Raw genomic sequence first — 22,038 nt, forward strand, 5'->3', positions numbered from 1 at the left:
AGGTCTTCGATGCAGTCTTCATCGCCCCTGACCCTGCCGGCACGCAGCGCCATCGTCCTGCTTGCCCTGCTGCAGGGCCTGATGCTGTATGCCGCACAGGAACTGTCCGATGCGTGGCCGTTCCGCGATATCGGCTGGCGCTACTGCTGGTACGCCTGGGTGCTGGCCATTCCGAGCGCGGCGGCGCTGAGCCTGGTCGAGCTGGGCCAGCGCCGACTGTGGCTGCAGGCCGTGCTCGGCTCAGCGGTGGTGCTGGCGCTGGCCGCCTGGACCGGCTGGAACCTCACTGGCGAGACCGCACTGGAGTCGGGCGCGTTGCAGGTCCCGTTGACCCTGGGCATTGCCGTGGCGGTATTCGTGGCCTTGCCCTGGTGGCAGTTCCAGCTGCAGCATGGGCATTGGCGCGCCAGCTATCCGGAGCTGTTCGAGCGTGCCTGGCAGAACGGCCTGACCCTGGCCCTGGCTGCGCTGTTCACCGGGCTGACCTGGCTGCTGCTGTGGCTGTGGGCGGCGCTGTTCCAGTTGCTCGACGTGACCGTCTTCCGCGACCTGTTCCGCCAGGACGCGTTCATCGCGCTGGCCACCGGCAGCCTGGCCGGGTTCGGCGTGCTGATCGGGCGCACCCAGCACCGCGCGATCCAGATCACCCGCCAGGTGCTGTTCGCGATCTGCCGCGGGCTGCTGCCGCTGCTCTCGTTCATCGCCGTGCTGTTCGTGCTGAGCCTGCCGCTGACCGGGCTGGAACCGCTGTGGAAGACCCGTTCCGCCGCCAGCCTGCTGGTGGTGGTGTCGCTGCTGCTGGTGACGTTCACCAATGCGGTCTACCAGCAGGGGGAAGACAGTGCACCCTACCCTCTGGTACTGCGAAGGCTGGTCGAGGCCAGCCTGCTGACACTGCCGGTGTACGCCGCGCTGGCGCTGTATGCATTGGGCCTGCGCGTGACGCAGTACGGCTGGACCGTGGACCGGTTCTGGGCGGTACTCGTTGCATTGGCCGTGGCCGGCTATGCCGTGGGCTATGCGCTGGCGGTGCTGCGCCGGCAGAGCCGCTGGTTGCAGATGCTGGAGCCGGTCAACCGCTGGATGTGCTGGGCGGTGCTGGCACTGGCATTGCTGGGCAACTCGCCGCTGCTGGATCCGGTGCGGCTGACCCTGTCCAGCCAGCTGGCGCGCCTGCGTGCGGATCCGCCGGCGATCACCAGTAGCGACGTCAACGTGCTGCGCTTCGATCTTGGGCGCCGTGGCGTGCAGGCGCTGCGCGAGTTGCAGCGTGATCCAGCCATCACCACCGATGCCAACGCGCCACAGGTGATCGCTGCAGCACTGGCACGTATCTCACGCTGGGACGACGGCCACCGCCTCGACAAGGGTCCGCAGGACGTCGCCGCCCTGCAGCGCGCGCTGAAGCTGGCCAAGGGATCCAGCTCGCCGCCGGACGATTGGTGGCAGGCGCTGGCCACGCGTTCGATCAATGGCGAATCCTGCGCCCAGAGCGAGCGCGACTGCCTGATCGTGCATCGCGACCTGGACGGCGATGGCACCGGCGAAGTGCTGCTGTGCGAGCTGTACACCCACCGTGGGCCGGACTGCGTGCTGTATGCACGTGGCAGGGATGCCCACTGGCGCCGGGCCGGTTCGCTGTTCGGCACTGTCAGCGGCCAGGCCGAAGCCATCAACCAGGCCCTGCGTGATGGCGAGCTCACTCTCGAACCGCCGCGCTGGCCGATGCTGTCCATCGGCGGGCGCCCTGCGCTGGCCATCGATCCCGAACCCGAATCCAACGAGTCCTCCCCATGAGCGGTTACTGCCTCATCGCCCCGGGCCATCCGGTGCACGACTACTACCACGCCAACGAGTACGGCTTCCCGCAGCGTGACGAGCGCGAGCTGTTCGAGCGGCTGGTGCTGGAGATCAACCAGGCCGGGCTGAGCTGGGAAACGATCCTGAAGAAGCGCGAGGGCTTCCGCACGGCCTATGACGGTTTCGATGTCGACCGCGTGGCGGCCTATGCCGAGCAGGACATCGAACGCCTGCTGTCGGACGCAGGCATCATCCGCAACCGGCTGAAGGTGTTGGCGGCGATCCACAACGCGCAGGTGATCCAGCAGCTGCGGGCCAGCCATGGCAGCTTCGCGGCATGGCTGGATGCGCATCACCCGCGCAGCAAGGCCGACTGGGTCAAGCTGTTCAAGAAGACGTTCCGCTTCACCGGCGGCGAGATCACCGGCGAATTCCTGATGAGCCTGGGCTACCTGCCCGGTGCGCACGCCGCGGACTGCCCGGTGCATGCACGGCTGCTGACGCTGTCGCCGCCGTGGTTGAAGGCCTCCGGCGCTTGATCGGCGTCCGCGCCAGCCACGCATGGCGTGGCTCTACTGCATGCTGCGGGTGATCTACACGTTCACGGCGAACGCGGAAAGCGCGATCACACGCCCATGTAGCGGCCGGGGCGGTGGTTGAACATCAGCACCAGGCTGAGCACCACCGCGCCGATGGCCGAGTACAGCACCTTCGACGGTGACAGCACGAAGAACGCGGCCACCATCAGGCAGGCGTCGTAGGACATCTGCACCTTGCCGGCGCTCCAGCCACGGGTGCGCTGCAGGTACACCGCCAGGATGCCGATGCCGCCGAGGCTGGCGCGGTGACGGATGAAGAACAGGATGCCCAGGCCGGACAGCGCGCCGCCCACGATCGCCGAGTACAGCGGGTTGATATGCGAGAAGTCGATCCAGCGCGGCAGCAGGTCGGTCAGCACGCCACAGGCGGTGACCGCGGCGAAGGTCTTCAGGGTGAATTCCCAGCCCATGCGCCGCAGCGCCACCCAGTAGAACGGCAGGTTGACCAGCACGAACACCAGGCCGAAGTTCCAGCCCATCGCGTAGTGCAGCAGGAACGCCATGCCGGCCATGCCGCCGATCATCAGCCCACCCTTGGCGAAGATGGCCAGGCCCAGCGAGGCCACCATCGTGGCCAGCACCATGCCCTGCACGTCCTCGGCGATCGAGTGTCGCAGCGCTTTTTCGTCGGCGGTGGTGCCGGCACTGTCGGGCGGTGGGGTCAGCGGACCGGCGGTGACCAGGTGGCCGTCAGCGTCGTCGCACGGCGCGGGGCCATGGGAAGGAGGGGACATGCGGGTGGGGGAACAGCGGGTGGGGAGCGGTATTAGACACGATCTGCATGACAGTTGCAGATGAAATCGTTCAGCCACCCTCGCCCATTCAGATTATTCCAGACCCGCAACAGGCAGCACGGCCAGCATGTCCTCGCCATCGTCATCCATGCCGGTCTCGACGAACCCGAAGCTGCCGTAGAAGGCGCCGGCCACCGGATTGCGCGGGTTGTAGCAGATCTCGATCTCGGCCAGCCCGGGCGTGGCCCGGATCTGCGCCAGCGCCAGTTCCAGCGCGCGGCGCCCGATGCCTCGCCCCTGCCAGCGCTGGTCGACCATGAAGCGCCAGATCGAGATGCGCTGCGGCGTCTCCGGCACCCACATGAAGAACCCGACCAGCTCGCCATCGGCCTGGATGGCACGGGTCTGGTAGCCGGGATGGAATGCGGCCTGCACCAGCGACCAGGTGTTGCCGGCGACGAAATCCTGCTGCGCCTCACTGACCTCGAGGTCGCACACGGCTTCGTAGTTGTCGACGGTGATCGCGTCCAACGTGACCTGCATATGGGCGTCCTGCCTCGGGATGAACGCCCAGTCTGCCTGACCCTGGATGCCGTGTGGCCAGGCCCCACACGACCGTTCAGCGCAGCGTTGCCTGCCTCATCCCTTCTCGGCCAGATGGTGCGCCACCAGCGCGTTGGCGTGGCCATGGCCCAGCCCATGCTCGCTTTTAAGGAAGCTGACCAGTTCCATGTGCCTCAGCCCAGGCTGCTTCGCCAGCAGGCCGAACCAGTGCGCCACCGGCTGACCGTAGGCCTTCTCGATGGAGGGGAAATACGAGGCCGGGCCTTTCGGCTTGGTGTCAGTGCTCATGCGGAAGCTCCTTGCGTTGGATGTACCGGTACGACGAACCGGGGCGCCGGAAATCGACAGGCCCGTTCAATCCGGGAGCCTTATCATCCCGTCATGCCCCGTGAAAACCTCAACGACCTGCAGGCCTTCGTGCACGTTGCCCGCGAAGGCAGCTTCACCAGGGCCGCCGCCCAGCTCGGCGTGTCCCAGTCAGCGCTCAGCCATGCCATGCGCGGCCTGGAACAGCGCCTCGGCGTGCGCCTGCTGACCCGTACCACCCGCAGCGTGTCCACCACCGAAGCTGGCGCCCGCCTGCTCGAAACCCTCGCCCCACGCCTGGCCGAGATCGAGGACGAACTGGCCGCGCTGGCCGAGTACCGCGAGCGCCCGGCCGGCACCATCCGCATCAACGCCACCGGCCATGCTGCCGAGTACCTGGCCTGGCCGCGGCTGGCGCCGCTGCTGCAGCGCTATCCGGACCTGAAGGTGGAACTGACCACCGACTACGGCCTGGCCGACATCGTCGCCGAACGCTACGACATCGGCATCCGCCTCGGCGAGCGGCTGGCCCGCGACATGGTCGCGGTGCCGATCAGCCCGCCGCTGCGCATGCGCGTGGTCGGCGCGCCCAGCTACTTCCGCCAGCACGTGGTGCCGCAGCATCCGGACGACCTGGCCGGGCACAACTGCGTGACCCTGCGCCTGCCCACGCATGGTGGACTGATGCCGTGGGATTTCGGCCAGGACGGCAACGAACTGAGCGTGCGCGTGACCGGCCAGTGGACCTTCAACACCATGGGTATGACCCGCGCCGCGGCGCTGGCCGGCAGCGGCCTGGCCTGGCTGCCGGAAGACCAGGTGCAGCCGATGCTGGACGATGGTCGCCTGCAGTCGGTGCTGGACGACTGGTGCCCGCACTTTGATGGCTACTACGCGTATTACCCATCGCGCCGCCACGTCACCGTGGCGATGCGCACGGTGCTTGAAGCGCTGCGCGGGCCGATGGGAAGTTGAGGAGTGCGGACCAACGGTCCGCACCCACCGCACCCACCTGGTGATCAGCCCTTGGCCTGCGCCGCACGCTGCGCGTTGTAGCGCTCGCCGACGATCGACACTTCGTCCAGTGCCTGCGCGATGCGCTGCAGATCCTCCGGTGCCAACTGCAGGTCGGCCGCGCCCAGGTTCTCTTCCAGGCGATGGACCTTGGTCGTGCCCGGAATCGGCACGATCCACGGCGCCTGCGCCAGCAGCCAGGCCAGCGCCACCTGTGCCGGGGTCGCGCCACGCGCCGCAGCAATCGTGCCGATGCGATCAACCAGCGCCTGGTTGGCGCGGCGTGCTTCCACCTGGAAACGCGGCACGCTGTTGCGGAAGTCGTTAGCGTCGAAGGTGGTGTCGGCGTTGATCGCGCCGGTCAGGAAGCCGCGGCCAAGCGGGCTGAACGGCACGAAGCCGATGCCCAGTTCCTGCAGGGTCGGCAGCAGCTCGCGCTCCGGCTCGCGCCACCACAGCGAGTACTCGCTCTGCACGGCGGCGACCGGCTGCACCGCATGCGCACGGCGCACGGTGGCGGCGCTGGCCTCGGACAGGCCGAAGTGGCCGACCTTGCCTTCGGCGATCAGGTCGCGCACGGTGCCGGCCACATCTTCGATCGGCACGTTCGGGTCCACGCGGTGCTGGTAGAACAGGTCGATATGGTCGGTGCGCAGGCGCTTGAGGCTGGCTTCGGCCACCGCACGGATGTTCTCCGGGCGGCTGTCCAGGCCGGTATCGACGCGCGCGTCCTTGAAGCCGAACTTGGTGGCGATCACCAGCTTGTCGCGATACGGCGCCAACGCTTCGCCGAGCAGGTCTTCGTTGGTGTACGGGCCATACACCTCGGCGGTGTCGAAGAAGGTCACGCCACGCTCGACGGCGGCCTGCAGCAGGGCGATGCCCTGGCTGCGCTCCACCGGCTGGCCGTAGGCGTGGGTCAGGCCCATGCAGCCCAGGCCCAGGGCGGAAACCTTCAGGCCACTGCGGCCGAGTTCACGTGTCTGCATCGTCGTGCTCCAGAGGGGGAGCGCTGACGATACGCCTGCATTGGCGGTGGATTGAACCGGCTGGATGGCAGTCGGTCATGACTGGAATTCATCAATCGGCGGCGCGCGGGTCATTCCATGCCCGGCACGGTGTCAGTGCACCCCGCCAGTTCCACCATCATCCTGCCAGTGTTGCGGAACGCCGGATCCCGCGGCACCCATCGCGCGAACCAACGCTGCTCGCCGTCCACCACGGACTCGAACATCCACGTTGAGCCATCAAGCCCAGCGCTCGAGTCTTCGCCCTGCAAAAGCGCAAACGCGGCGGCGATGGCCTTCCATTCCTGCGTACTCAGCGCGCGCGGTGGCGCGCACGTGCCGCCCTTGATGACGCTGGATGGACGCCCGGGCGACGATCCGGGAATCTCGAAATCGCGTGCACTGCGCCCGACGATCCACGCCTGGCCGGCTGCGTTGCGCTGCGCGCGTACTACCACGCCCGGGAAGAATGGGGTATGCCAGACGAAGCGATACGCCTGGACCGGTACGCTGCCACAGCGGAACGACGGCTCCGGCAAGCCATCGAGATCCCGCAACGCGTCTCTGTAGGATGCCCTCGCAAACCCGGTGAAATCGAGGAAGGGAAGCGGGCCCCTGCTACGCCTCTGTGCAGGCGGTGGCAGCAGATACCAGGCATGCGCCTCCGGATCGTCGCAGCCCTCGGCCGGGGCAGCCGGTTCGGGGGTACGAGCACAACCGCCCTGCAGCAGCACGGCGATGGCCAGTACCACGCTCGCAGTCACACGCATGCACGCCTCCCTGGCAGGTGCACGCCGGCGTGCATCCGGCGCTGCGGTCATCCCGGAGCAGAGGGCGCCCGCAGGCGCCCGTCCAGTCACCGGATCTCGGAAATCTCCACGCCGTCCAGCCCCTGCGACAGGGTGCGCGCGTCGCCGCCCTGGCTGAGCTTGATGCGCAGGCGCACCTCGTTCTGCGAATCGGCGTAGCGCAGCGCGTCCTCGTAGCTGATCTCGCCGGCCTGGTACAGCTCGAACAGGCTCTGGTCGAAGGTCTTCATGCCCAGCTGGACCGAGTCCTTCATCACTTCCTTCAGCTTGTGGATCTCGCCGTCGCGGATGTAGTCCTGCACCAGCGGCGTGCCCAGCAGGATCTCCATCGCCACCTTGCGCGAGCGGCCATCCGGCGACGGCACCAGCTGCTGCGCGACCACGCCCTTGAGGTTCAGCGACAGGTCCATCAGCAGCTGGTTGCGGCGGTCTTCCGGGAAGAAGTTGACGATGCGGTCCATCGCCTGGTTGGCGTTGTTGGCATGCAGGGTGCACAGCACCAGGTGGCCGGTTTCGGCGAACGCGATGGCATGGTCCATGCCTTCGCGGGTACGCACCTCGCCGATCATGATCACGTCCGGCGCCTGGCGCAGGGTGTTCTTCAGCGCCGCTTCCCAGCTGTCGGTATCGATGCCGACCTCGCGCTGGGTGATGATGCAGCCCTCGTGCTTGTGCACGAATTCGATCGGGTCTTCGATGGTGATGATGTGGCCGGTCGAGTTCTGGTTGCGGTAACCGATCATCGCCGCCAGCGAGGTCGACTTACCGGTACCGGTGGCGCCGACGAACAGGATGATGCCGCGCTTGGTCATCGCCAGCGTCTTGATGATCGGCGGCAGGCTCAGTTCTTCCACGGTCGGAATGCGCGTCTCGATGCGACGCAGCACCATGCCGACCTGGTTGCGCTGGTAGAAGCAGCTGACGCGGAAGCGGCCGACACCGGACAGGCCGATGGCGAAGTTGCATTCGTGGGTCTTCTCGAATTCCTCGCGCTGCGCCGGGGTCATCACGTTGAGGACCAGGTCGCGGCTCTGCTGCGGCGTGAGCGGGGTCTGCGTGATCGGCGAGATCTTGCCGTTGACCTTCATCGCCGGCGGCATGCCGGCCGTGATGAACAGGTCCGAGGCGCGCTGGTGCGCCATCAGCTTGAGGAACGAAGTGAAATCGATGGTGGTCGCGGTGGTGTTCACGGCGGGCTCCCAATGGGGCATGTACCAGGAAACGGTCGGTGGAGGAAACGGCGCGGGTACGGCGGCGCACTGGCGCACGCCGCCCCGCTGCTGCCCCGCCTTACTCGAACAGGCGCTTGTCCTTGGCGTACTCGCGGGCCTGGTTGCGGGTGATCAGGCTGCGCTTGACCAGGTCCTGCAGGTGCTGGTCCAGGGTCATCATGCCGTACTGCTGGCCGGTCTGGATGGCCGAGTACATCTGCGCCACCTTGTCCTCGCGGATCAGGTTGCGGATGGCCGGGGTGCCGACCATGATTTCCCACGCAGCGGTACGACCGCCGCCGACCTTCTTCAGCAGTGCCTGCGAGATCACCGCACGCAGCGACTCGGACAGCATCGAACGCACCATCGGCTTTTCGCCGGCCGGGAACACGTCGATGATACGGTCGATGGTCTTGGCCGCCGAACTGGTGTGCAGGGTGCCGAACACCAGGTGGCCGGTTTCCGCGGCGGTCAGCGCCAGGCGGATGGTTTCCAGGTCGCGAAGTTCGCCGACCAGGATGATGTCCGGGTCCTCACGCAGTGCCGAGCGCAGGGCTTCGTTGAAGCCATGCGTGTCGCGGTGTACTTCGCGCTGGTTGATCAGGCACTTCTGCGAGGTGTGCACGAATTCGATCGGATCCTCGACGGTGAGGATGTGGCCGTATTCGTTCTTGTTGATGTAGTCGATCATCGCCGCCAGCGTGGTCGACTTGCCCGAGCCGGTCGGGCCGGTCACCAGGATCAGGCCCTGCGGCTGCTGGATCACTTCGCGGAACAGCGGCGGGCAGGCCAGGTCCTCAAGGGTGAGCACCTCGGACGGAATGGTACGGAACACCGCACCGGCGCCGCGGTTCTGGTTGAACGCGTTCACACGGAAGCGCGCCAGCGACGGGATCTCGAAGGAGAAGTCCACTTCGAGGAATTCCTCGTAATCGCGGCGCTGCTTGTCGGACATGATGTCGTACACCAGCGCGTGGACCTGCTTGTGGTCCAGGGCTGGGATGTTGATCCGGCGAACATCGCCGTCCACGCGGATCATCGGCGGCAGGCCTGCGGACAGGTGCAGGTCGGACGCTTTGTTCTTTACGGAAAACGCCAGCAGTTCGGCGATATCCATGAGCGGCTACTCCCCAATAACGGCTTCGACTGGAAGGATCTTTCCCCGGGCGGCAGTATAGCCTCCTGATTCAACGGAACGCGTTACGTGGCCACTCCCCTGCCCCAGATCCTGAGCAACCTGCATGCTGCCGCCGAGGCGGCCGGCCGACCCGATCCGCGCCTGCTGGCCGTTTCCAAGACCCAACCGGCCGAGGCCCTGGCCGCGCTGGCCGCACAGGGCCAGCAGGCCTTCGGCGAGAACTATGTGCAGGAAGCGCTGGCCAAGATGCAGGCGCTGCAGCATCTGGCGCTGGAGTGGCACCTGATCGGCCACCTGCAGTCGAACAAGGCCGATGCCGTGGCCACCCATTTCGACTGGGTGCAGAGCGTGGACCGGCCCAAGCTGGTGACGGCGCTGGCGCGCCATCGCCCGGCCACGCGCGGCCCGCTGAACGTGCTGATCCAGGTCAACATCGACGATGAGTCCAGCAAGCACGGCTGTGCGCCGGAGGCCGTGGACGCATTGGCCGCCGCGATCGCCGCCGAGCCCCAGCTGCGCCTGCGCGGCCTGATGGCGATTCCGGCGCCGTGGCCGGAGGCCGAGCGTCGTCGGGATGCATTCGTGCGCATGCGCGCCCTTTTCCAGTCACTGGCCGCCCAGTATGAGCAGGTCGACACGCTGTCGATGGGCATGAGCAGCGACTACGCCGAAGCCATCGCCGAGGGCGCCACCCTGGTGCGCATCGGCACCGCCCTGTTCGGCGCGCGTCCGCGCCCGGCCTGATTTTCCAAGGAGACTTCCATGGCAGCTGATTCCATCACCTTCATCGGCGGCGGCAACATGGCGCGCAGCCTGATCGCCGGCCTGATCCGCCAGGGCGTGCCCGCCGCGCACATCCACGTGGCCGAACCGGTTGCCGCACTGCGCGAGTCGCTGGCCACCGATTTCGGCGTACAGGTACACGACAACGCCGCCGATGCCGCCGCACAGGGCCGCACCTGGCTGCTGGCGGTAAAACCGCAGGTGCTGCGCGAGGTCTGCCAGTCGCTGCAAGCACTGGCGCAGGCGAACCGACCGCTGGTGGTGTCCATTGCCGCCGGCATCACCAGCGCGCAGCTGGAACGCTGGCTGGGCGGCAACCTGCCGGTGGTGCGTGCAATGCCCAACACGCCGGCCCTGCTCGGCGCCGGCGTGACCGGTCTGTATGCCACGCCGTCGGTGGATGCACAGCAGCACGCGCAGGCCGAACAGGTATTGGCCAGTGCCGGCCGTACCGTGTGGATCGAGCACGAGGCGCTGATGGATTCGGTCACTGCCGTGTCCGGCAGCGGGCCGGCCTACGTGTTCCTGCTGGCCGAAGCGATGGAAGCGGCGGGCATTGCCCAGGGCCTGCCGGCCGAGGCCGCGCGCACGCTGGTGGTGCAGACCCTGCTGGGTGCCTCGCGCATGCTTGACGAGGCCGGTGAAAGCCCCGCCGAACTGCGCCGCCGCGTGACCTCGCCGAACGGCACCACCCAGGCCGCGATCGAGCGCTTCCAGGCCGGTGGTTTCGAGGCACTGGTGGACACCGCGCTGCGCGCCGCGCAGGTGCGTGGGCAGGAACTGTCTGCGGCGAATGATTGAAACAGGCGTGCCGACCAACGGTCGGCACCTACCATCATCCACGCAAGGCGTAGATGCTCATTGCCCCAATGTGGCCATGACGAAATCGACGAAGCACTGCAAGCGCGGGCGCGGCCGTCGATCCGGCAGGTAGATCAGGTGCATCGGCCGCGGTTCGGGCAGGTAGTCGCGCAGCAGCGGCTTCAACCGCCCGGCCGCGATCTCGCCGGCCAGCAGTGCGGTCGGCTGCAGCACCAGCCCTGCCCCGGCCACCGCGGCCTCGCGCAGCGCAACACCGTCGTTGCAGGTCAGCCGCGCCTCCCAGTCCACCTGTTCGCCGTTGGCCAGCTGCCAGCCATGGCCACCACGCCAGGCGAGATGGCTCAGGCAGTCATGCCCCTGCAGATCCGCTGGCGTGCGCGGCGTGCCGCGCCGGCGCAGGTATGAAGGCGCCGCGCACAGGCTCATTGCATAGGGCGGCAACGGCCGCGCCACCACCTCCTGCGATGGCAGCGGTCCGACCCGGATCGCCACGTCGAAGCCGTCCTCGATCAGATCCACGCGGCGGTTGCTCAGGTCCAGCTCGATGTTCAACTGCGGCTGCGCGCGCAGCAGGCCGGCCAGCTGCGGCGCCAGCACACAGCTGCCCCAGGTGGTCGGCGCACTGACCCGCAGCAGGCCACGCGGCTGTACCTGCAGGCCGGCCACGTCGGCCTCGGCCTGCTGCACCTGCTCCAGCACTTGCCGGCAGCCGGCCAGATAGGCGCTGCCGGCTTCGGTCAGGCGCTGGCGGCGGGTGTTCCGTTGCAGCAGCGCTGTCCCCAGGTGCGCCTCCAGCTGCTGGATGTACTTGCCCACCATCACCGCCGAGACCTGCAGCTGTTCGGCGGCGCCGGCGAAACTGCCACGCTCGGCCACGGCAACGAAGGCCTGCATGCATCGGAGGGTATCCATTACTAACCCTGAGTTAGGAATCTGCGAAGCATACGCTTCTTACCTAACCCCACTGTGACGGCGCAGACTGCGCCCATTCCCACTCCCGCAAGGAACCGCCATGAAGATCCTCCTCGTGGGTGCCAGCGGCACCCTCGGCCAGGCAGTCGCCCGCCAGCTTGGCCAGCAGCATCAGATCCTCGCGGCCGGCCGCCACAGCGGTGAGCTGCGCGTCGACCTGACCGACGACGCCAGCGTTGCCGAACTGTTCGCGCGTACCGGCCCGGTCGATGCGGTGATCTCCACCGCTGGCAAGCTGTACTTCGGCCCGCTGCAGGAGATGACGCCCGAGCAGTTCAACATCGGCCTGCAGGACAAACTGCTGGGCCAGGTGCGGCTGGCACTGGCCGCGCAGCACCACCTCAACGCCGGCGGTTCGATCACCCTGACCAGCGGCATCGTCAGCGCACAGCCGATCCGCGATGGCGTCAACGCCACCTCGGTGAATGCCGCACTGGAAGGCTTCGTGCGTGCCGCCGCACTCGAGCTGCTGCCGCGCGGCCTGCGCATCAACGTGGTCAGCCCGAACGTGCTGATCGAATCGATGGCCGCCTACGGCCCCTACTTCCCGGGCTTCGAGGCGGTGAGCGCGCAGCGCGCGGCACTGGCCTTCCAGCGCGCGGTGGAAGGCATCCAGAGCGGCGAGACGATCACGGTCTGGTAAGAAATAGGGGACGGAGGGGATTAAGTCGTTTGTGCACTTGCGACCTAATCCCCTCCGTCCCCTTTTTCACTCCCAGCGCATCGGGCCGTCGCCGCGTTCGCCGAGGACGTCGCCCGGGTTGGCCAGGCGACAATGCTGCAGCGACAGGCAGCCACAGCCGATGCAGCCGGTCAGTTCATCGCGCAGCAGCTGCAGCATGTGGATGCGCTCTTCCAGCTCGGTGCGCCAGCGCGCGGACAGCTTAGCCCAGTCGGCCTTGGTCGGCGCGCGGCCTTCAGGCAGGCTCTCGAAGGCACGGCCGACCGCTTCCAGCGGCATGCCCACCCGCTGCGCCACGCGGATCACGGCCAGCCGGCGCAGTACATCCCGGCTGTAACGGCGCTGGTTGCCCGAAGTACGCAGGCTGCTGATCAGCCCCTTGCGCTCGTAGAAATGCAGTGCGGAAATGGCCACGCCACTGCGCTGGGAGACCTCGCCAACGCTGAGTTCCTGGGATGCCATTGCTTGACCTCAACTACAGTTGAGGTGTCATGCTGCTATCTTCGCCGCCCGTTGACAAGCGCGGCCTGCACCTGACCCGTATGACCCCGACCCTCTCTCCCGCCGACGCCCACCTGCCGGCTGACACCTCGATCCTGTCCGCGCGCTACCGCGCCACCACCATCGGCATGGTCGCGCTGGTCGCGCTGCATGCCTTCGAGGCATTGGCCGTCGCCGCCGCCATGCCCACCGTGGCCGAAGCGCTCGATGGCCTGCGCCTGTACGCGCTGGCCTTTGGCGGCACCCTGGCCACCAGCGTCATCGGTATGACCCTGGCCGGGCGCTGGGCGGATCGCCACGGCCCCGCGCGCCCGCTCTGGTACGGCCTGGCCTGCTTCGTGCTGGGCCTGCTGCTGGCCGGCTTTGCGACGCGCATGGGCATGCTGGTGGCCGGGCGCCTGATGCAGGGCCTGGGCGCGGGCGCGATTTCGGTCTCGCTGTACGTGATGGTTGGCCGCAGCTACCCCGAACACCTGCGGCCGAAGGTGTTCGCCGCGTTCTCCGCAGGCTGGGTGGTGCCGTCGATGGTCGGCCCGGCGCTGAGTGGCCTGATCGTGCAGCATCTGGGCTGGCGCTGGGTATTCCTGGCAGTGCCACTGCTGGCGATACCGGCCGCACTGCTGCTGCGCCCGGCATTGGCGCGCATGCAGTCTCCCGTTGCGCCCGGCAACGATGGCGAACGCGGCAACGTGGTGCGCTGGGCCAGTGGCGCCTCACTGGCCGCACTGCTGCTCTACGTCGGCGGCCAGCAACAGGGCATGGCCGCCCTGCTCTGCATCGGCGTGGCGATGCTGGCGCTGCTGTTCTGCGTGCACCGGCTGTTGCCGGCCGGAACGCTGATTCTGCGCCGCGGCCTGCCCAGCGTGATCGCGCTGCGCGGCATCGCTGCGGCGGCGTTCTTCGCCTGCGAAGCCTACCTGCCCCTGCTGCTGCAGCGCGAACGCGGGCTTTCGCCCAGCTGGGCCGGCGCGGTGCTCAGCCTCGGTGCGCTGGGCTGGTTCGCCGGCTCCTGGCTGCAGGGTCACCAGCAGCGCGGCTGGTCACGCCAGCAGCTGCTGCGCGTTGGCACGGTGATGATGACGGTCGGCATCGCCGCCACGCTGGCGGTGCTGTTCAAGCAGATGCCGCTGCCGGTCGCGCTGGTCGGCTGGGCCGTGACCGGTTTCGGCATGGGCATGATCTACGCCAGCCTGTCGGTGCTGACCCTGTCGCTGTCAGCGCCGCATGAGCAGGGTGCCAATACCTCGGCGCTGCAGCTGAGCGAGGCGCTGTCGGTGACCACCGCGCTGGCGGTCTCCGGTGCGCTGTTCGCCCTCTTCGTGGAAAGCGCGCCGCACACCGGCTACCTGCTGTGCCTAGCGATCACTTTCGGCCTGGCGGTGCTGGCCGCAGTGATCGCGCGGCGGGTGTAGGCCGCCGCATTACGGTGGTGCCGGCCGCTGGCCGGCAACCTCCACGCACGCAGGAATGCCGTGATGATGCCGGCCAGCGGCCGGCACTACCTGGCAGCGGCGCCCATGTCATCGATATCCCGATGCAGGATGCGCCGCACTTCCAGCACGGCCTGTGGGGTCTCCTGCACGCTGTGGCCGGAAATGATCACTTTCTCCGACAGCGCCCCCGGCAGGTGCGCGCTCCAGTACGGCACCAGCCCGTCATCGGACTTTTCCACCGGCAACTCCGGCTTGCGCTGGGCGATGATCGAGTGGTACTTCAGGCCCGCTTCGATCGGCAGCTGTGCGGCGGCCTTCACGAACGGGTCGCTGGCCTTGAGGTTGTCGATGCTGTTGGGAATCTTCGGCTTGGCCGTGCCATCGACCTGCTGTTCGGCCTGTGCCAGCGCCATGAACACATCCTCGAACTTGCCGAGGATGGTCAGCGGCAGGCGCACCAGGCGACCGATCAGGCGCCCGACCTTGTTGCCGGCGATATCCGTTCCCTGGTGCGGCGCGGCGATGAAGATCGCGCGCTCCACGTTCGGCTGCGCCTTGAAATGCAGCAGCGGCCCCAGCTTGGTCTGCACCCGCTTCAGCCGCTCGCCCTTCAGATCGTAGTTGGCCAGCAGGTCATCCCACAGCACATCACCAGAGTCGCTCACCAGCAGGCGCGCGAGCACGCCGCCCATGCTGTGGCCGATATAGACCATGTCCTTCGACGCACGCGTGCTGCCGTTGGGGTCGAAATGCTTCAGCGTGTCGTTGAACGCGTTGGCGATCTCGTAGCGGTTCAGCGCGATCGGTGCATTGGTCGGGTAGTAGACCTGCCACACCTGGAACTGCTGGCGCAGCTCGGGATCGCCCATGATCTCGTTGGCCAGGTTCACCCAGGCTTCCGGGCTGCTGGCCAGGCCATGCAACATGAAGATGATGCGGCGGTTCGGGTCCCACGGCTGCATCAGGTAGATGTGCGGTTCGCCGATGCCCTCGCTCATGCCGAACAGGGTGCGCAGTGACTGCCGGGCGAAGCCACTCTGCGCCAGCCACAGGCCGTAGGCGGCGGTGAAATTGCCGGCCAGCGGTACCTGTTCGCCGTGCAGGGTGATGCGTTCGGTGGCTTCCGGCGAATAGGCATCGAGCTCGACCCGGCGCGTGCGCATCACATCGTCCAGGCTGCTGCCCTCGAACCGCAGCAACGCAGTGACGTTGATCGAGGACATCTCGCTGAACTCGGGCACCGAATCGTCATGGCGATGGCGGCGGCCACGACGCGCGTCGTCCTCATCCTCCGGCGGCGTATCGGCCTTCGGGCCATCCGGCGCGATCACCGGCGCGACCAGCTTCGGCGGGTCCATCACCATCACCAGCTCGGCGCCGAAACCATCGCGGCGATAGGTGCTGCGCAGGCCGACGAAGCTGACCGTGCCGGCCGGTACCAGCTGCGCAGGAATGCTCTTCAGGTTCAACTGCTGGTAGTTGGAGGCCAGCGACCAGCTGCCGACCGTGAGCGGTTTCGTATAGTCCTCGCCCGCCAGCGCAGCGGCGCGTGCGCGCACGAACAACACCACTGCCGCCTTCTCGGCCGCGTAGTTGTAGTAGTCGCGCACCTGCGTCTGCCGGTCCTCGAAGGCGCGGTCAGACGGTGAGCGCCCGCTGTAGAACAGGTAGGCATAGGCATAGCGCGCGGCTTCCAGCCAGGCGTCCAGCGCCGCATCGCTCATCGGCGGATCGCCGGCGGCGGTCTTCTTCGGCGTCAACGCCAGTGCGGCCTTCACCCACAGTTCGGACAGCGCCGACAACCGCTGCTCGACATTGAGGTCATCGGTCATCAACAACGTGCTGCGGCAGACCAGGAAGTCCTTCTCGCACTGCGACTCGTCCAGGCCCGCCGCGCTGAGCGTCTCGCGCGCGGCCGGGCTGAGCTTGCCGGTGTTGAGCACGTCGGCACGCTTGTTCACCAGCGAATCGCTGGATTTGACCTGCTTGACGGTCACCATCGCGCAGCCGCTGCTGCCCAGCAGCAGGAAGGCGGCGAACAACGCCGGCAGCAGGCGCTGCCAGCGGATCAGGAAGAGTCGGGTCATTACTGCGGGTCCTGCTCGGTGCCGGGCACGCCCTGGCGGATCACGGTGGAGAAGTGGTCGCCGCTGCCCAGGTCCAGCGCACGCTGGGTGATGCGGCCCTTGTCATGCAGTTCGGCGTACGGCACACCCGGAGTGAGCGCACCCACCTCCTGCGCGTACTCGGCCAGATACCCGGACAGCAGCAGGCGATAGTCCAGCGGCAGGCGCGGCGCGATGTGCCGGGCCAGGTCGAAGACGATGGTGGTGCAGTTGCTGGTGAGCGTGTTGTAGAAGCCCGGCTTCGCATCCAGTTCGCGCGCCTGCGCGATGTACGCGGCAAACAGCTCCTTCAGCTGCGCACGGTCCATGCCGTGCAGGCGGTACAGGTAGACATCCTCGCCGCGCGCGTTGGTACGGGTGCGGATGATGTCGGTCTCCTCCGAGGCCACCAGGGTCATCTCGAACTTGCGGAAGAAGCCGCCCAGCGCCGAGAACGATTCACCACGTTCCTTGCGGATCTCCAGCGAGAACACCACGTGGCGCCCATCCTCGAAACCGAACGAGATGAGGGTGTGGGCGATCGCCGGGCCCATCCAGTACGACAGCACCAGGTCGGCCGAGCGCAGCTGGTCCAGGTCGTATTCGCGGCGCACCCAGCGCGCGTCGTAGTCGGTTTCGCTGCGCCAGGTGAAATCACGCACGTTGTCGAACACTACTTGGCGCCCGTCGAAGGACACCACATGCAGGCGCTGGGCCACGTCATCGGCCCACACGCGGTCCTGCCGCGGGGTCAGCAGCAGCCACCACAGGCCAGCCAGTGCCAGCGAGGCGCCGAACGCCAGGCCCAGGCGACGATGGCCACGGCCACGCGCGACCCGCCACGACGCCCACAGCGCAAGCAGCAGCCACAGCACCGCAATGCCGTTCGCCAGCCAGCCCGGCCCCGGCATCTGATAGGCCAGCAGCCCGGTCACCCATAACGCTGCCAGCGCCATGGCACTTCCTGTCATCCAACGTCCTGCGGCTCTCACTGGCATCCTGTCGCGGTCCCGAAGCCGCATAGTTAGCCACAAGCGGGTTCACCGTGGCATCTACGGCCCGTTCAGGCACGCCGGCGCACCGTCTGCGGCGGTCCATGCGGCCAGGTTCATCTCACAGGAGCAACGATGGGCATCACTTCCGTGGCCGGCGTTCCGGTCCAACCCCAGCACCGCGCCACCTGCCATTGCGGCACGGTTGAACTGCTGCTGGACCTGCCGGACGGCATCGTCGACCCGCGCCGCTGCGACTGCTCGATGTGCCGGCGCCGGGGTGCCATTGCAGCCAGCGTTACCCGCGCGGGCCTGCAGGTGGTGCGCGGGCAGAACCACCTGCAGCTGTACCAGTTCAACACCCATGTGGCCGAGCACTACTTCTGCGGCGTGTGCGGCATCTACACCCATCATCGGCGCCGCTCCAACCCGGAACAGTACGGTTACAACGTGGCCTGCCTGGAAGGCATCGACCCGTTCGCGCTGGGTGTGATCCCGGTCAACGACGGGGTCAACCACCCCGCCGACCGCACCGGCTAGTGGCGCGCGCACCGCGGCGGCGTGGCGACCTTCTGCCAGGGCGCCATGCCGCTGCGCCCGGCCCGCGCAGGGCGTTTCAGCCAGGGGCGGCGTGGCGGCGCCTGCGGCGCGTCCGCGACCGGGGGAGGAAGTGGTCTACGGCCGGGCCAGAGATGGTCGAGCAGCCACATGGCGGGTCTCCGTGGGGGACGGGGACGATCAAGGCTAGGCGCGGGCCGGCATAGGGAGCGTGATGCGAAGGCGACCGCCGGATGACGCGATATTGATAATCATTTGCATCAATTCGAGGCAATCCCGATAATCCGCGGCGATCTTCCATGGACCGACCGCCATGCCTGCCCGCCACACCCTGCTCTCCCTTGCCCTGGCGCTGCCCGGTGCCCTCATCGCACCACTGGCTGTGGCTGCGGAAACACCGGACGCCCGGACCCTGGACCGCGTCAGCGTCGTTGCCGATCGCGCCAGTACCGCGACCAAGACCGATACCGCGCTGACCGCGACGCCACAGGCGATCAGCGTGGTCACCCAACAGCTGTTCACCGATCGCGGCGCGCACAACCTGCAGGAAGTGCTGCGCTACAGCGCGGGCGTCACCGCCGATGCCTGGGGCCTGGATACGCGCAACGACGCTACTTCGGTACGCGGCCTGGACCCGGTGCAGTACGTGGATGGCCTGCGCCGCAGCTACGGCTTCAGCCCGCTGGCGCGACCGGAGATCTACGGCCTGGAGCGGGTGGAAGTGCTGCGCGGACCGTCTTCGGTGCTGTACGGCGCCGGCGCCACCGGCGGCATCATCAACGCCATCAGCAAGCGCCCCACCTTCGGTGCGGCACGCGGCGAGCTCGCCGTGCAGCTGGGCAGCTTCGATCGCAGGCAGCTGCAGGGTGACGTCGGCGGTGCATTGAACGCGGACGGCTCCGTGGCCGGTCGCCTGGTCGGGCTGGTACGCGCCTCCAACATGCAGACCGACACGCTCAAGGATGATCGCGTCTACCTGGCGCCATCGATCAGCTGGCGCGGCGAACGCAGCACCCTGACCCTGCTGGCCAGCTACCAGCATGACAAGACCGGCTCCAGCCAGCAGTTCCTGCCGCTGGCCGCGACCCTGCTGGCGCCACCCGGCCGCCGCCTGGATCCCTCCACCTTCATCGGCGACCCGGGCTTCGACCGCATCGACTCCCGCGTCTACAGCCTGACCGCGCTGTTCGACCACAGCTTCAACGACGTGCTCAGCCTGCGCTCGGCCGTGCGCTACATCGATGGTAAAACGACGCTGCAGCAGATGTACGTGGACAGCTACAGCAACCCGGCCGATCCGTTCATCGACGCCGCACGTCGCGTGGTCAACCGCACGGCCTATGGCACCCGCCCGGACGTGCAGATCCTCAGCGCCGACAACGCGCTGCAGTTCGACTTCGCCACCGGCGCCTTCCAGCACCTGCTGCTGGCCGGCGTGGATTACAGCCAATACAAGGAACAGCTGCAGCGCCTGGATGCCACCGGCACGCCGATCGACATCTACGCCCCGGTATCTGTGGCGCCGACGCTGCGTGGCTGGGACCGCCAACCCGACCAGACCTCCACGCAGCTGGGTCTGTACGTGCAGGATCAGATCCGCTGGGCCGACCGCGTGTCGCTGGTACTGGGTGCGCGCCGCGACCATGCGCGCTCGAAGACGGAAGGCCAGCCCAGCCAGACCGACAACGCCACCACCTATCGCGCCGGCCTGATCGGCGAACTGGGTGCCGGGGTGTCGCCCTACCTGAGTTACAGCGAATCGTTCCTGCCGGTCACTGGCCAGGACCTGTTCGGCCAGGCCTTCAAGCCGATGCGTGGCCGCCAGAGCGAGGCCGGCATCAAGTGGCAACCCGCGCGCAACCTGCTGCTGACGATGGCGGCGTACCGCATCACCGAAACCAACCGGCAGACCAACGACCCGGACAACGTACTGAACGTAGTGCAGACCGGGCAGATCCGCTCCAGGGGCATCGAGCTGGAAGGCCAGTTCCAGTTCGCCAACGACCTCACCGTCACCGCCGCCGTTGCGCGCAACGAGGCCGAGGTCAGCCGCAGCAACTTCGCATTGGAAGTGGGCCAGCGCCTGAACGACACCCCGCAGGACCTGGCCTCGGCATGGATTTCGAAGGGCTTCCAGCTGGACGATGCCGCACGCCTGCGCCTGGGCCTGGGCGTGCGCCATGTCGGCAACACGGTCTCGCTGGGCAACGGCGGGCGCATCATCACCCCCAGCTACACGCTGGCAGACGCCTTGGTGGAAGTACAGGTGACTGACTGGACGATGGCGTTGAACATCACCAACCTCACCGACAAGCGCTACTACGCGCCGTGCCGTACCTTCGGCGACTGCTTCGCCGGCTACCCGCGCGTAGTGACCGGCACCATCAGCTACCGGTTCTGATCACAGTCAACGCTGGCCGCCGCAGCAGCAGGTGCAACAGCACAGCGCATGCGGCGGTCAGCAGCGCCAGGACACGCAGCAGTATCGCCAGCGCCTCGGCACTGGCCTGCTGCAGCTGTGCGCCGCTCATCGCCGGAAGCAGTGCCTGCGCCTGTGCATGCGCCCCCGTCGCCAGATAGGCACCGGCACGCGCCAGCGATGCCGGCGATGCTCCCTGCAGCTGGTGGCCGATCAGCAGCGCAAGCAAGGCCGTGACTGCGGCCAATGCGATGCCCTCACCGGCCACCCGCACCGTTCCGAAGATGCCGGCGGCCATGCCTGCGCGCTGCACCGGCACCACGCTCACCGACAGCCCATCCATCAAGCCCCACGGCAAGGCCGTGCCCGCACCGATCAGCATCAGCAACGGCACCCACTGCGAGGGCGACGGGTGCGATGCGTAGCGCGACAACAGGTACAGGCCAGAGGCACAGACCAGCAGGCCCAGTGCGCACAGCCGCGCACTTCCAACGCGCTCGGCCCAGCGTGCGGCCAGCATCGGCAGCACCAGCATCGGCGCGGACAGGGCCAGCATCTGCAGCCCCACCAGGGTCGTGCTCTGGCCGTGCACGCCCAGCAGCTGCAGGGGCAGCACCACCAGCAGCACCACGTAGCCGAAGCAGGTTGCGACCGGCAGCAGCTGGACACCCAGGAACGCCGGTTGCGAGAACAGCGAGAGGTCCAGCAACGGTGAGCGCTGCAGCCGTTCGGTGCAGACGAACACCGCGCCCAGCAGCACCGTCGCCAGCAGCGCCAGCTGCACGCGCACGGCATGCAGGCCGAATTCCCCCAGCCACAGCAGGGCCAGGGTCAACGCCGCCAGCATCAGGCTGAAGCCCAGCATGCCGCCGACATCCAGCCGCCCGCGCTCGCCCTGGCTTTCGGGCAACACGCGTGCGCCCAGCGCGAAGGCCGCCAACGTCAGTACACCGCCCGCCGCAAACACGCTGCGCCATCCCAGTACCTGCAGCAGCAGTCCGGCGAGCAGCGGCCCCAGCGCCAACCCAGCACCGAACGTGGTGCCCAGCAGGGCGAACACACGGGCACGCACCGGCCCCTGCCACGCATGCGCCAGCGCCGCCGTACCGGATGCCAATGCCGCTGCAGCGGCAACACCCTGCAACCCGCGCGCCAGATCCAGCCACAACAGCGTCGGCGCAAGGCAGACAACGGCCGTGGCGATGGTGAAACCCGCTGTGCCCAGCAGGAACAACCGCCGTCGGCCATAGCGGTCGGCCAGGCCACCGGCAGCGAGCAGCAGGCTGCCGAAGGTCAGCATGAAGGCGTTGGTCACCCACGCCAGCGCAGTCGGCGACGCCGCCACGGAATGGGCCAGTGCGGGCACCACGACCGCCCCGGCCGAGAAGGACAACGGCAGCGCCAGCGCGGCCAGGCAGACCGCGAGCAGCGTCCAGCGCTGATGTGTGCGGGAACGTACGGGGAGCATCGAAACCGGGGCCATGCGGGCCTCCATCCATCAGGGGCATTGATGATGGACAGGCCGCTATTGCTGAAAAACAGGCTCGATGGACGTTGATTGCGGCCGATTGTTCCGCAATCATGCCCTT

Annotated in this window: 21 protein-coding genes; 9 read left to right on the forward strand and 12 right to left on the reverse strand. The window is 67.7% G+C overall.

Annotated features, from left to right (window positions below):
• Nucleotides 1-9 precede the first annotated feature (9 nt).
• A complete protein-coding gene (locus tag DFO63_RS13765) occupies nucleotides 10-1,797 on the forward strand; it encodes a DUF4153 domain-containing protein (RefSeq protein WP_101765047.1) in 1,788 nt (595 codons plus the stop codon).
• On the forward strand, nucleotides 1,794-2,339 hold the full coding sequence (locus DFO63_RS13770; protein WP_049443419.1) for a DNA-3-methyladenine glycosylase I: 546 nt from the start codon (nucleotides 1,794-1,796) through the stop codon (nucleotides 2,337-2,339). The genes DFO63_RS13765 and DFO63_RS13770 overlap by 4 nt, the downstream gene beginning before the upstream one ends.
• Before the next feature lie 86 nt (nucleotides 2,340-2,425).
• Here DFO63_RS13770 and DFO63_RS13775 read toward each other — a convergent pair whose 3' ends face one another.
• The 3 genes from DFO63_RS13775 to DFO63_RS13790 form a co-directional block, all read right to left on the reverse strand.
• The gene (locus DFO63_RS13775) at nucleotides 2,426-3,133 is read right to left on the reverse strand and encodes a YitT family protein (RefSeq protein WP_049443418.1); all 708 of its coding nucleotides are present in this window, start codon (nucleotides 3,131-3,133) and stop codon (nucleotides 2,426-2,428) included.
• A 93-nt stretch (nucleotides 3,134-3,226) separates the two neighbouring features.
• Nucleotides 3,227-3,676 (reverse strand): GNAT family N-acetyltransferase, encoded by a 450-nt coding sequence (locus DFO63_RS13780; protein ID WP_049443417.1) that lies wholly within the window; start codon nucleotides 3,674-3,676, stop codon nucleotides 3,227-3,229.
• A gap of 96 nt (nucleotides 3,677-3,772) precedes the next feature.
• The gene (locus tag DFO63_RS13790) at nucleotides 3,773-3,985 is read right to left on the reverse strand and encodes a DUF4287 domain-containing protein (protein WP_049443416.1); all 213 of its coding nucleotides are present in this window, start codon (nucleotides 3,983-3,985) and stop codon (nucleotides 3,773-3,775) included.
• A 93-nt stretch (nucleotides 3,986-4,078) separates the two neighbouring features.
• Between DFO63_RS13790 and DFO63_RS13795 the strand changes: the two genes are divergently transcribed.
• The gene (locus DFO63_RS13795; protein WP_101765046.1) at nucleotides 4,079-4,978 is read left to right on the forward strand and encodes a LysR family transcriptional regulator; all 900 of its coding nucleotides are present in this window, start codon (nucleotides 4,079-4,081) and stop codon (nucleotides 4,976-4,978) included.
• 44 nt (nucleotides 4,979-5,022) lie between these two features.
• Here the strand turns inward: DFO63_RS13795 and DFO63_RS13800 are convergent, their stop codons facing one another.
• The 4 genes from DFO63_RS13800 to DFO63_RS13815 form a co-directional block, all read right to left on the reverse strand.
• The gene (locus DFO63_RS13800) at nucleotides 5,023-6,006 is read right to left on the reverse strand and encodes an aldo/keto reductase (RefSeq protein WP_049443414.1); all 984 of its coding nucleotides are present in this window, start codon (nucleotides 6,004-6,006) and stop codon (nucleotides 5,023-5,025) included.
• A 110-nt stretch (nucleotides 6,007-6,116) separates the two neighbouring features.
• Nucleotides 6,117-6,794, reverse strand: a complete 678-nt coding sequence (locus DFO63_RS13805; protein WP_119007198.1) for a hypothetical protein — start codon at nucleotides 6,792-6,794, stop codon at nucleotides 6,117-6,119.
• A gap of 86 nt (nucleotides 6,795-6,880) precedes the next feature.
• On the reverse strand, nucleotides 6,881-8,023 hold the full coding sequence (locus tag DFO63_RS13810; RefSeq protein WP_005408369.1) for a PilT/PilU family type 4a pilus ATPase: 1,143 nt from the start codon (nucleotides 8,021-8,023) through the stop codon (nucleotides 6,881-6,883).
• A 100-nt stretch (nucleotides 8,024-8,123) separates the two neighbouring features.
• On the reverse strand, nucleotides 8,124-9,161 hold the full coding sequence (locus DFO63_RS13815; RefSeq protein WP_004147099.1) for a type IV pilus twitching motility protein PilT: 1,038 nt from the start codon (nucleotides 9,159-9,161) through the stop codon (nucleotides 8,124-8,126).
• A gap of 87 nt (nucleotides 9,162-9,248) precedes the next feature.
• Between DFO63_RS13815 and DFO63_RS13820 the strand changes: the two genes are divergently transcribed.
• Complete coding sequence (locus DFO63_RS13820) at nucleotides 9,249-9,926, forward strand: YggS family pyridoxal phosphate-dependent enzyme (RefSeq protein WP_119007199.1); 678 nt, start codon at nucleotides 9,249-9,251, stop codon at nucleotides 9,924-9,926.
• An 18-nt stretch (nucleotides 9,927-9,944) separates the two neighbouring features.
• A complete protein-coding gene (gene proC, locus DFO63_RS13825; RefSeq protein ID WP_049443411.1) occupies nucleotides 9,945-10,766 on the forward strand; it encodes a pyrroline-5-carboxylate reductase in 822 nt (273 codons plus the stop codon).
• Between the two features lie 57 nt (nucleotides 10,767-10,823).
• Here proC and DFO63_RS13830 read toward each other — a convergent pair whose 3' ends face one another.
• A complete protein-coding gene (locus tag DFO63_RS13830; RefSeq protein WP_049443410.1) occupies nucleotides 10,824-11,699 on the reverse strand; it encodes a LysR family transcriptional regulator in 876 nt (291 codons plus the stop codon).
• Between the two features lie 100 nt (nucleotides 11,700-11,799).
• Between DFO63_RS13830 and DFO63_RS13835 the strand changes: the two genes are divergently transcribed.
• Nucleotides 11,800-12,402, forward strand: coding sequence for a short chain dehydrogenase (locus DFO63_RS13835; protein WP_049443409.1), 603 nt, complete (start codon nucleotides 11,800-11,802; stop codon nucleotides 12,400-12,402).
• Between the two features lie 66 nt (nucleotides 12,403-12,468).
• Here the strand turns inward: DFO63_RS13835 and soxR are convergent, their stop codons facing one another.
• A complete protein-coding gene (gene soxR, locus DFO63_RS13840) occupies nucleotides 12,469-12,903 on the reverse strand; it encodes a redox-sensitive transcriptional activator SoxR (RefSeq protein WP_014036217.1) in 435 nt (144 codons plus the stop codon).
• A 29-nt stretch (nucleotides 12,904-12,932) separates the two neighbouring features.
• Between soxR and DFO63_RS13845 the strand changes: the two genes are divergently transcribed.
• On the forward strand, nucleotides 12,933-14,354 hold the full coding sequence (locus DFO63_RS13845; RefSeq protein ID WP_049443408.1) for an MFS transporter: 1,422 nt from the start codon (nucleotides 12,933-12,935) through the stop codon (nucleotides 14,352-14,354).
• Between the two features lie 86 nt (nucleotides 14,355-14,440).
• On the opposite strand, the gene DFO63_RS13850 is transcribed toward DFO63_RS13845, so the two are convergent.
• Nucleotides 14,441-16,462 (reverse strand): hypothetical protein, encoded by a 2,022-nt coding sequence (locus DFO63_RS13850; RefSeq protein WP_101765044.1) that lies wholly within the window; start codon nucleotides 16,460-16,462, stop codon nucleotides 14,441-14,443.
• Nucleotides 16,462-17,436: a DUF4105 domain-containing protein gene (locus DFO63_RS13855; protein ID WP_101765043.1), complete on the reverse strand. Its 975-nt coding sequence runs from the start codon at nucleotides 17,434-17,436 to the stop codon at nucleotides 16,462-16,464. The genes DFO63_RS13850 and DFO63_RS13855 overlap by 1 nt, the downstream gene beginning before the upstream one ends.
• Before the next feature lie 171 nt (nucleotides 17,437-17,607).
• Here DFO63_RS13855 and DFO63_RS13860 point away from each other — a divergent pair, with 171 nt between their 5' ends.
• Both DFO63_RS13860 and DFO63_RS13865 read left to right on the forward strand, forming a co-directional pair.
• Nucleotides 17,608-18,012: a GFA family protein gene (locus tag DFO63_RS13860; RefSeq protein WP_049443405.1), complete on the forward strand. Its 405-nt coding sequence runs from the start codon at nucleotides 17,608-17,610 to the stop codon at nucleotides 18,010-18,012.
• Between the two features lie 331 nt (nucleotides 18,013-18,343).
• Nucleotides 18,344-20,431, forward strand: a complete 2,088-nt coding sequence (locus tag DFO63_RS13865; protein WP_119007200.1) for a TonB-dependent siderophore receptor — start codon at nucleotides 18,344-18,346, stop codon at nucleotides 20,429-20,431.
• Here the strand turns inward: DFO63_RS13865 and DFO63_RS13870 are convergent.
• A complete protein-coding gene (locus DFO63_RS13870; RefSeq protein ID WP_119007201.1) occupies nucleotides 20,415-21,932 on the reverse strand; it encodes an MFS transporter in 1,518 nt (505 codons plus the stop codon). The genes DFO63_RS13865 and DFO63_RS13870 overlap by 17 nt on opposite strands.
• Nucleotides 21,933-22,038: the final 106 nt, after the last annotated feature.

Origin of the sequence: Stenotrophomonas sp. AG209 (assembly GCF_003550055.1) — a bacterium.
In the GTDB taxonomy this organism is placed as follows: domain Bacteria; phylum Pseudomonadota; class Gammaproteobacteria; order Xanthomonadales; family Xanthomonadaceae; genus Stenotrophomonas.

What these genes read in the sequence shown, in the direction of transcription:
- proC (WP_049443411.1), top strand. Translation starts at nt 9,945, where the DNA reads ATGGCAGCTGATTCCATCACCTTCATCGGCGGCGGCAACATGGCGCGC.
- DFO63_RS13790 (WP_049443416.1), bottom strand. Translation starts at nt 3,985, where the DNA reads ATGAGCACTGACACCAAGCCGAAAGGCCCGGCCTCGTATTTCCCCTCC.
- DFO63_RS13860 (WP_049443405.1), top strand. Translation starts at nt 17,608, where the DNA reads ATGGGCATCACTTCCGTGGCCGGCGTTCCGGTCCAACCCCAGCACCGC.
- DFO63_RS13815 (WP_004147099.1), bottom strand. Translation starts at nt 9,161, where the DNA reads ATGGATATCGCCGAACTGCTGGCGTTTTCCGTAAAGAACAAAGCGTCC.
- DFO63_RS13780 (WP_049443417.1), bottom strand. Translation starts at nt 3,676, where the DNA reads ATGCAGGTCACGTTGGACGCGATCACCGTCGACAACTACGAAGCCGTG.
- DFO63_RS13865 (WP_119007200.1), top strand. Translation starts at nt 18,344, where the DNA reads ATGCCTGCCCGCCACACCCTGCTCTCCCTTGCCCTGGCGCTGCCCGGT.
- DFO63_RS13870 (WP_119007201.1), bottom strand. Translation starts at nt 21,932, where the DNA reads ATGGCCCCGGTTTCGATGCTCCCCGTACGTTCCCGCACACATCAGCGC.
- DFO63_RS13800 (WP_049443414.1), bottom strand. Translation starts at nt 6,006, where the DNA reads ATGCAGACACGTGAACTCGGCCGCAGTGGCCTGAAGGTTTCCGCCCTG.
- DFO63_RS13835 (WP_049443409.1), top strand. Translation starts at nt 11,800, where the DNA reads ATGAAGATCCTCCTCGTGGGTGCCAGCGGCACCCTCGGCCAGGCAGTC.
- DFO63_RS13765 (WP_101765047.1), top strand. Translation starts at nt 10, where the DNA reads ATGCAGTCTTCATCGCCCCTGACCCTGCCGGCACGCAGCGCCATCGTC.
- DFO63_RS13770 (WP_049443419.1), top strand. Translation starts at nt 1,794, where the DNA reads ATGAGCGGTTACTGCCTCATCGCCCCGGGCCATCCGGTGCACGACTAC.
- DFO63_RS13775 (WP_049443418.1), bottom strand. Translation starts at nt 3,133, where the DNA reads ATGTCCCCTCCTTCCCATGGCCCCGCGCCGTGCGACGACGCTGACGGC.
- DFO63_RS13805 (WP_119007198.1), bottom strand. Translation starts at nt 6,794, where the DNA reads ATGCGTGTGACTGCGAGCGTGGTACTGGCCATCGCCGTGCTGCTGCAG.
- DFO63_RS13795 (WP_101765046.1), top strand. Translation starts at nt 4,079, where the DNA reads ATGCCCCGTGAAAACCTCAACGACCTGCAGGCCTTCGTGCACGTTGCC.
- DFO63_RS13845 (WP_049443408.1), top strand. Translation starts at nt 12,933, where the DNA reads ATGCTGCTATCTTCGCCGCCCGTTGACAAGCGCGGCCTGCACCTGACC.
- DFO63_RS13850 (WP_101765044.1), bottom strand. Translation starts at nt 16,462, where the DNA reads ATGACCCGACTCTTCCTGATCCGCTGGCAGCGCCTGCTGCCGGCGTTG.
- DFO63_RS13830 (WP_049443410.1), bottom strand. Translation starts at nt 11,699, where the DNA reads ATGGATACCCTCCGATGCATGCAGGCCTTCGTTGCCGTGGCCGAGCGT.
- DFO63_RS13855 (WP_101765043.1), bottom strand. Translation starts at nt 17,436, where the DNA reads ATGGCGCTGGCAGCGTTATGGGTGACCGGGCTGCTGGCCTATCAGATG.
- soxR (WP_014036217.1), bottom strand. Translation starts at nt 12,903, where the DNA reads ATGGCATCCCAGGAACTCAGCGTTGGCGAGGTCTCCCAGCGCAGTGGC.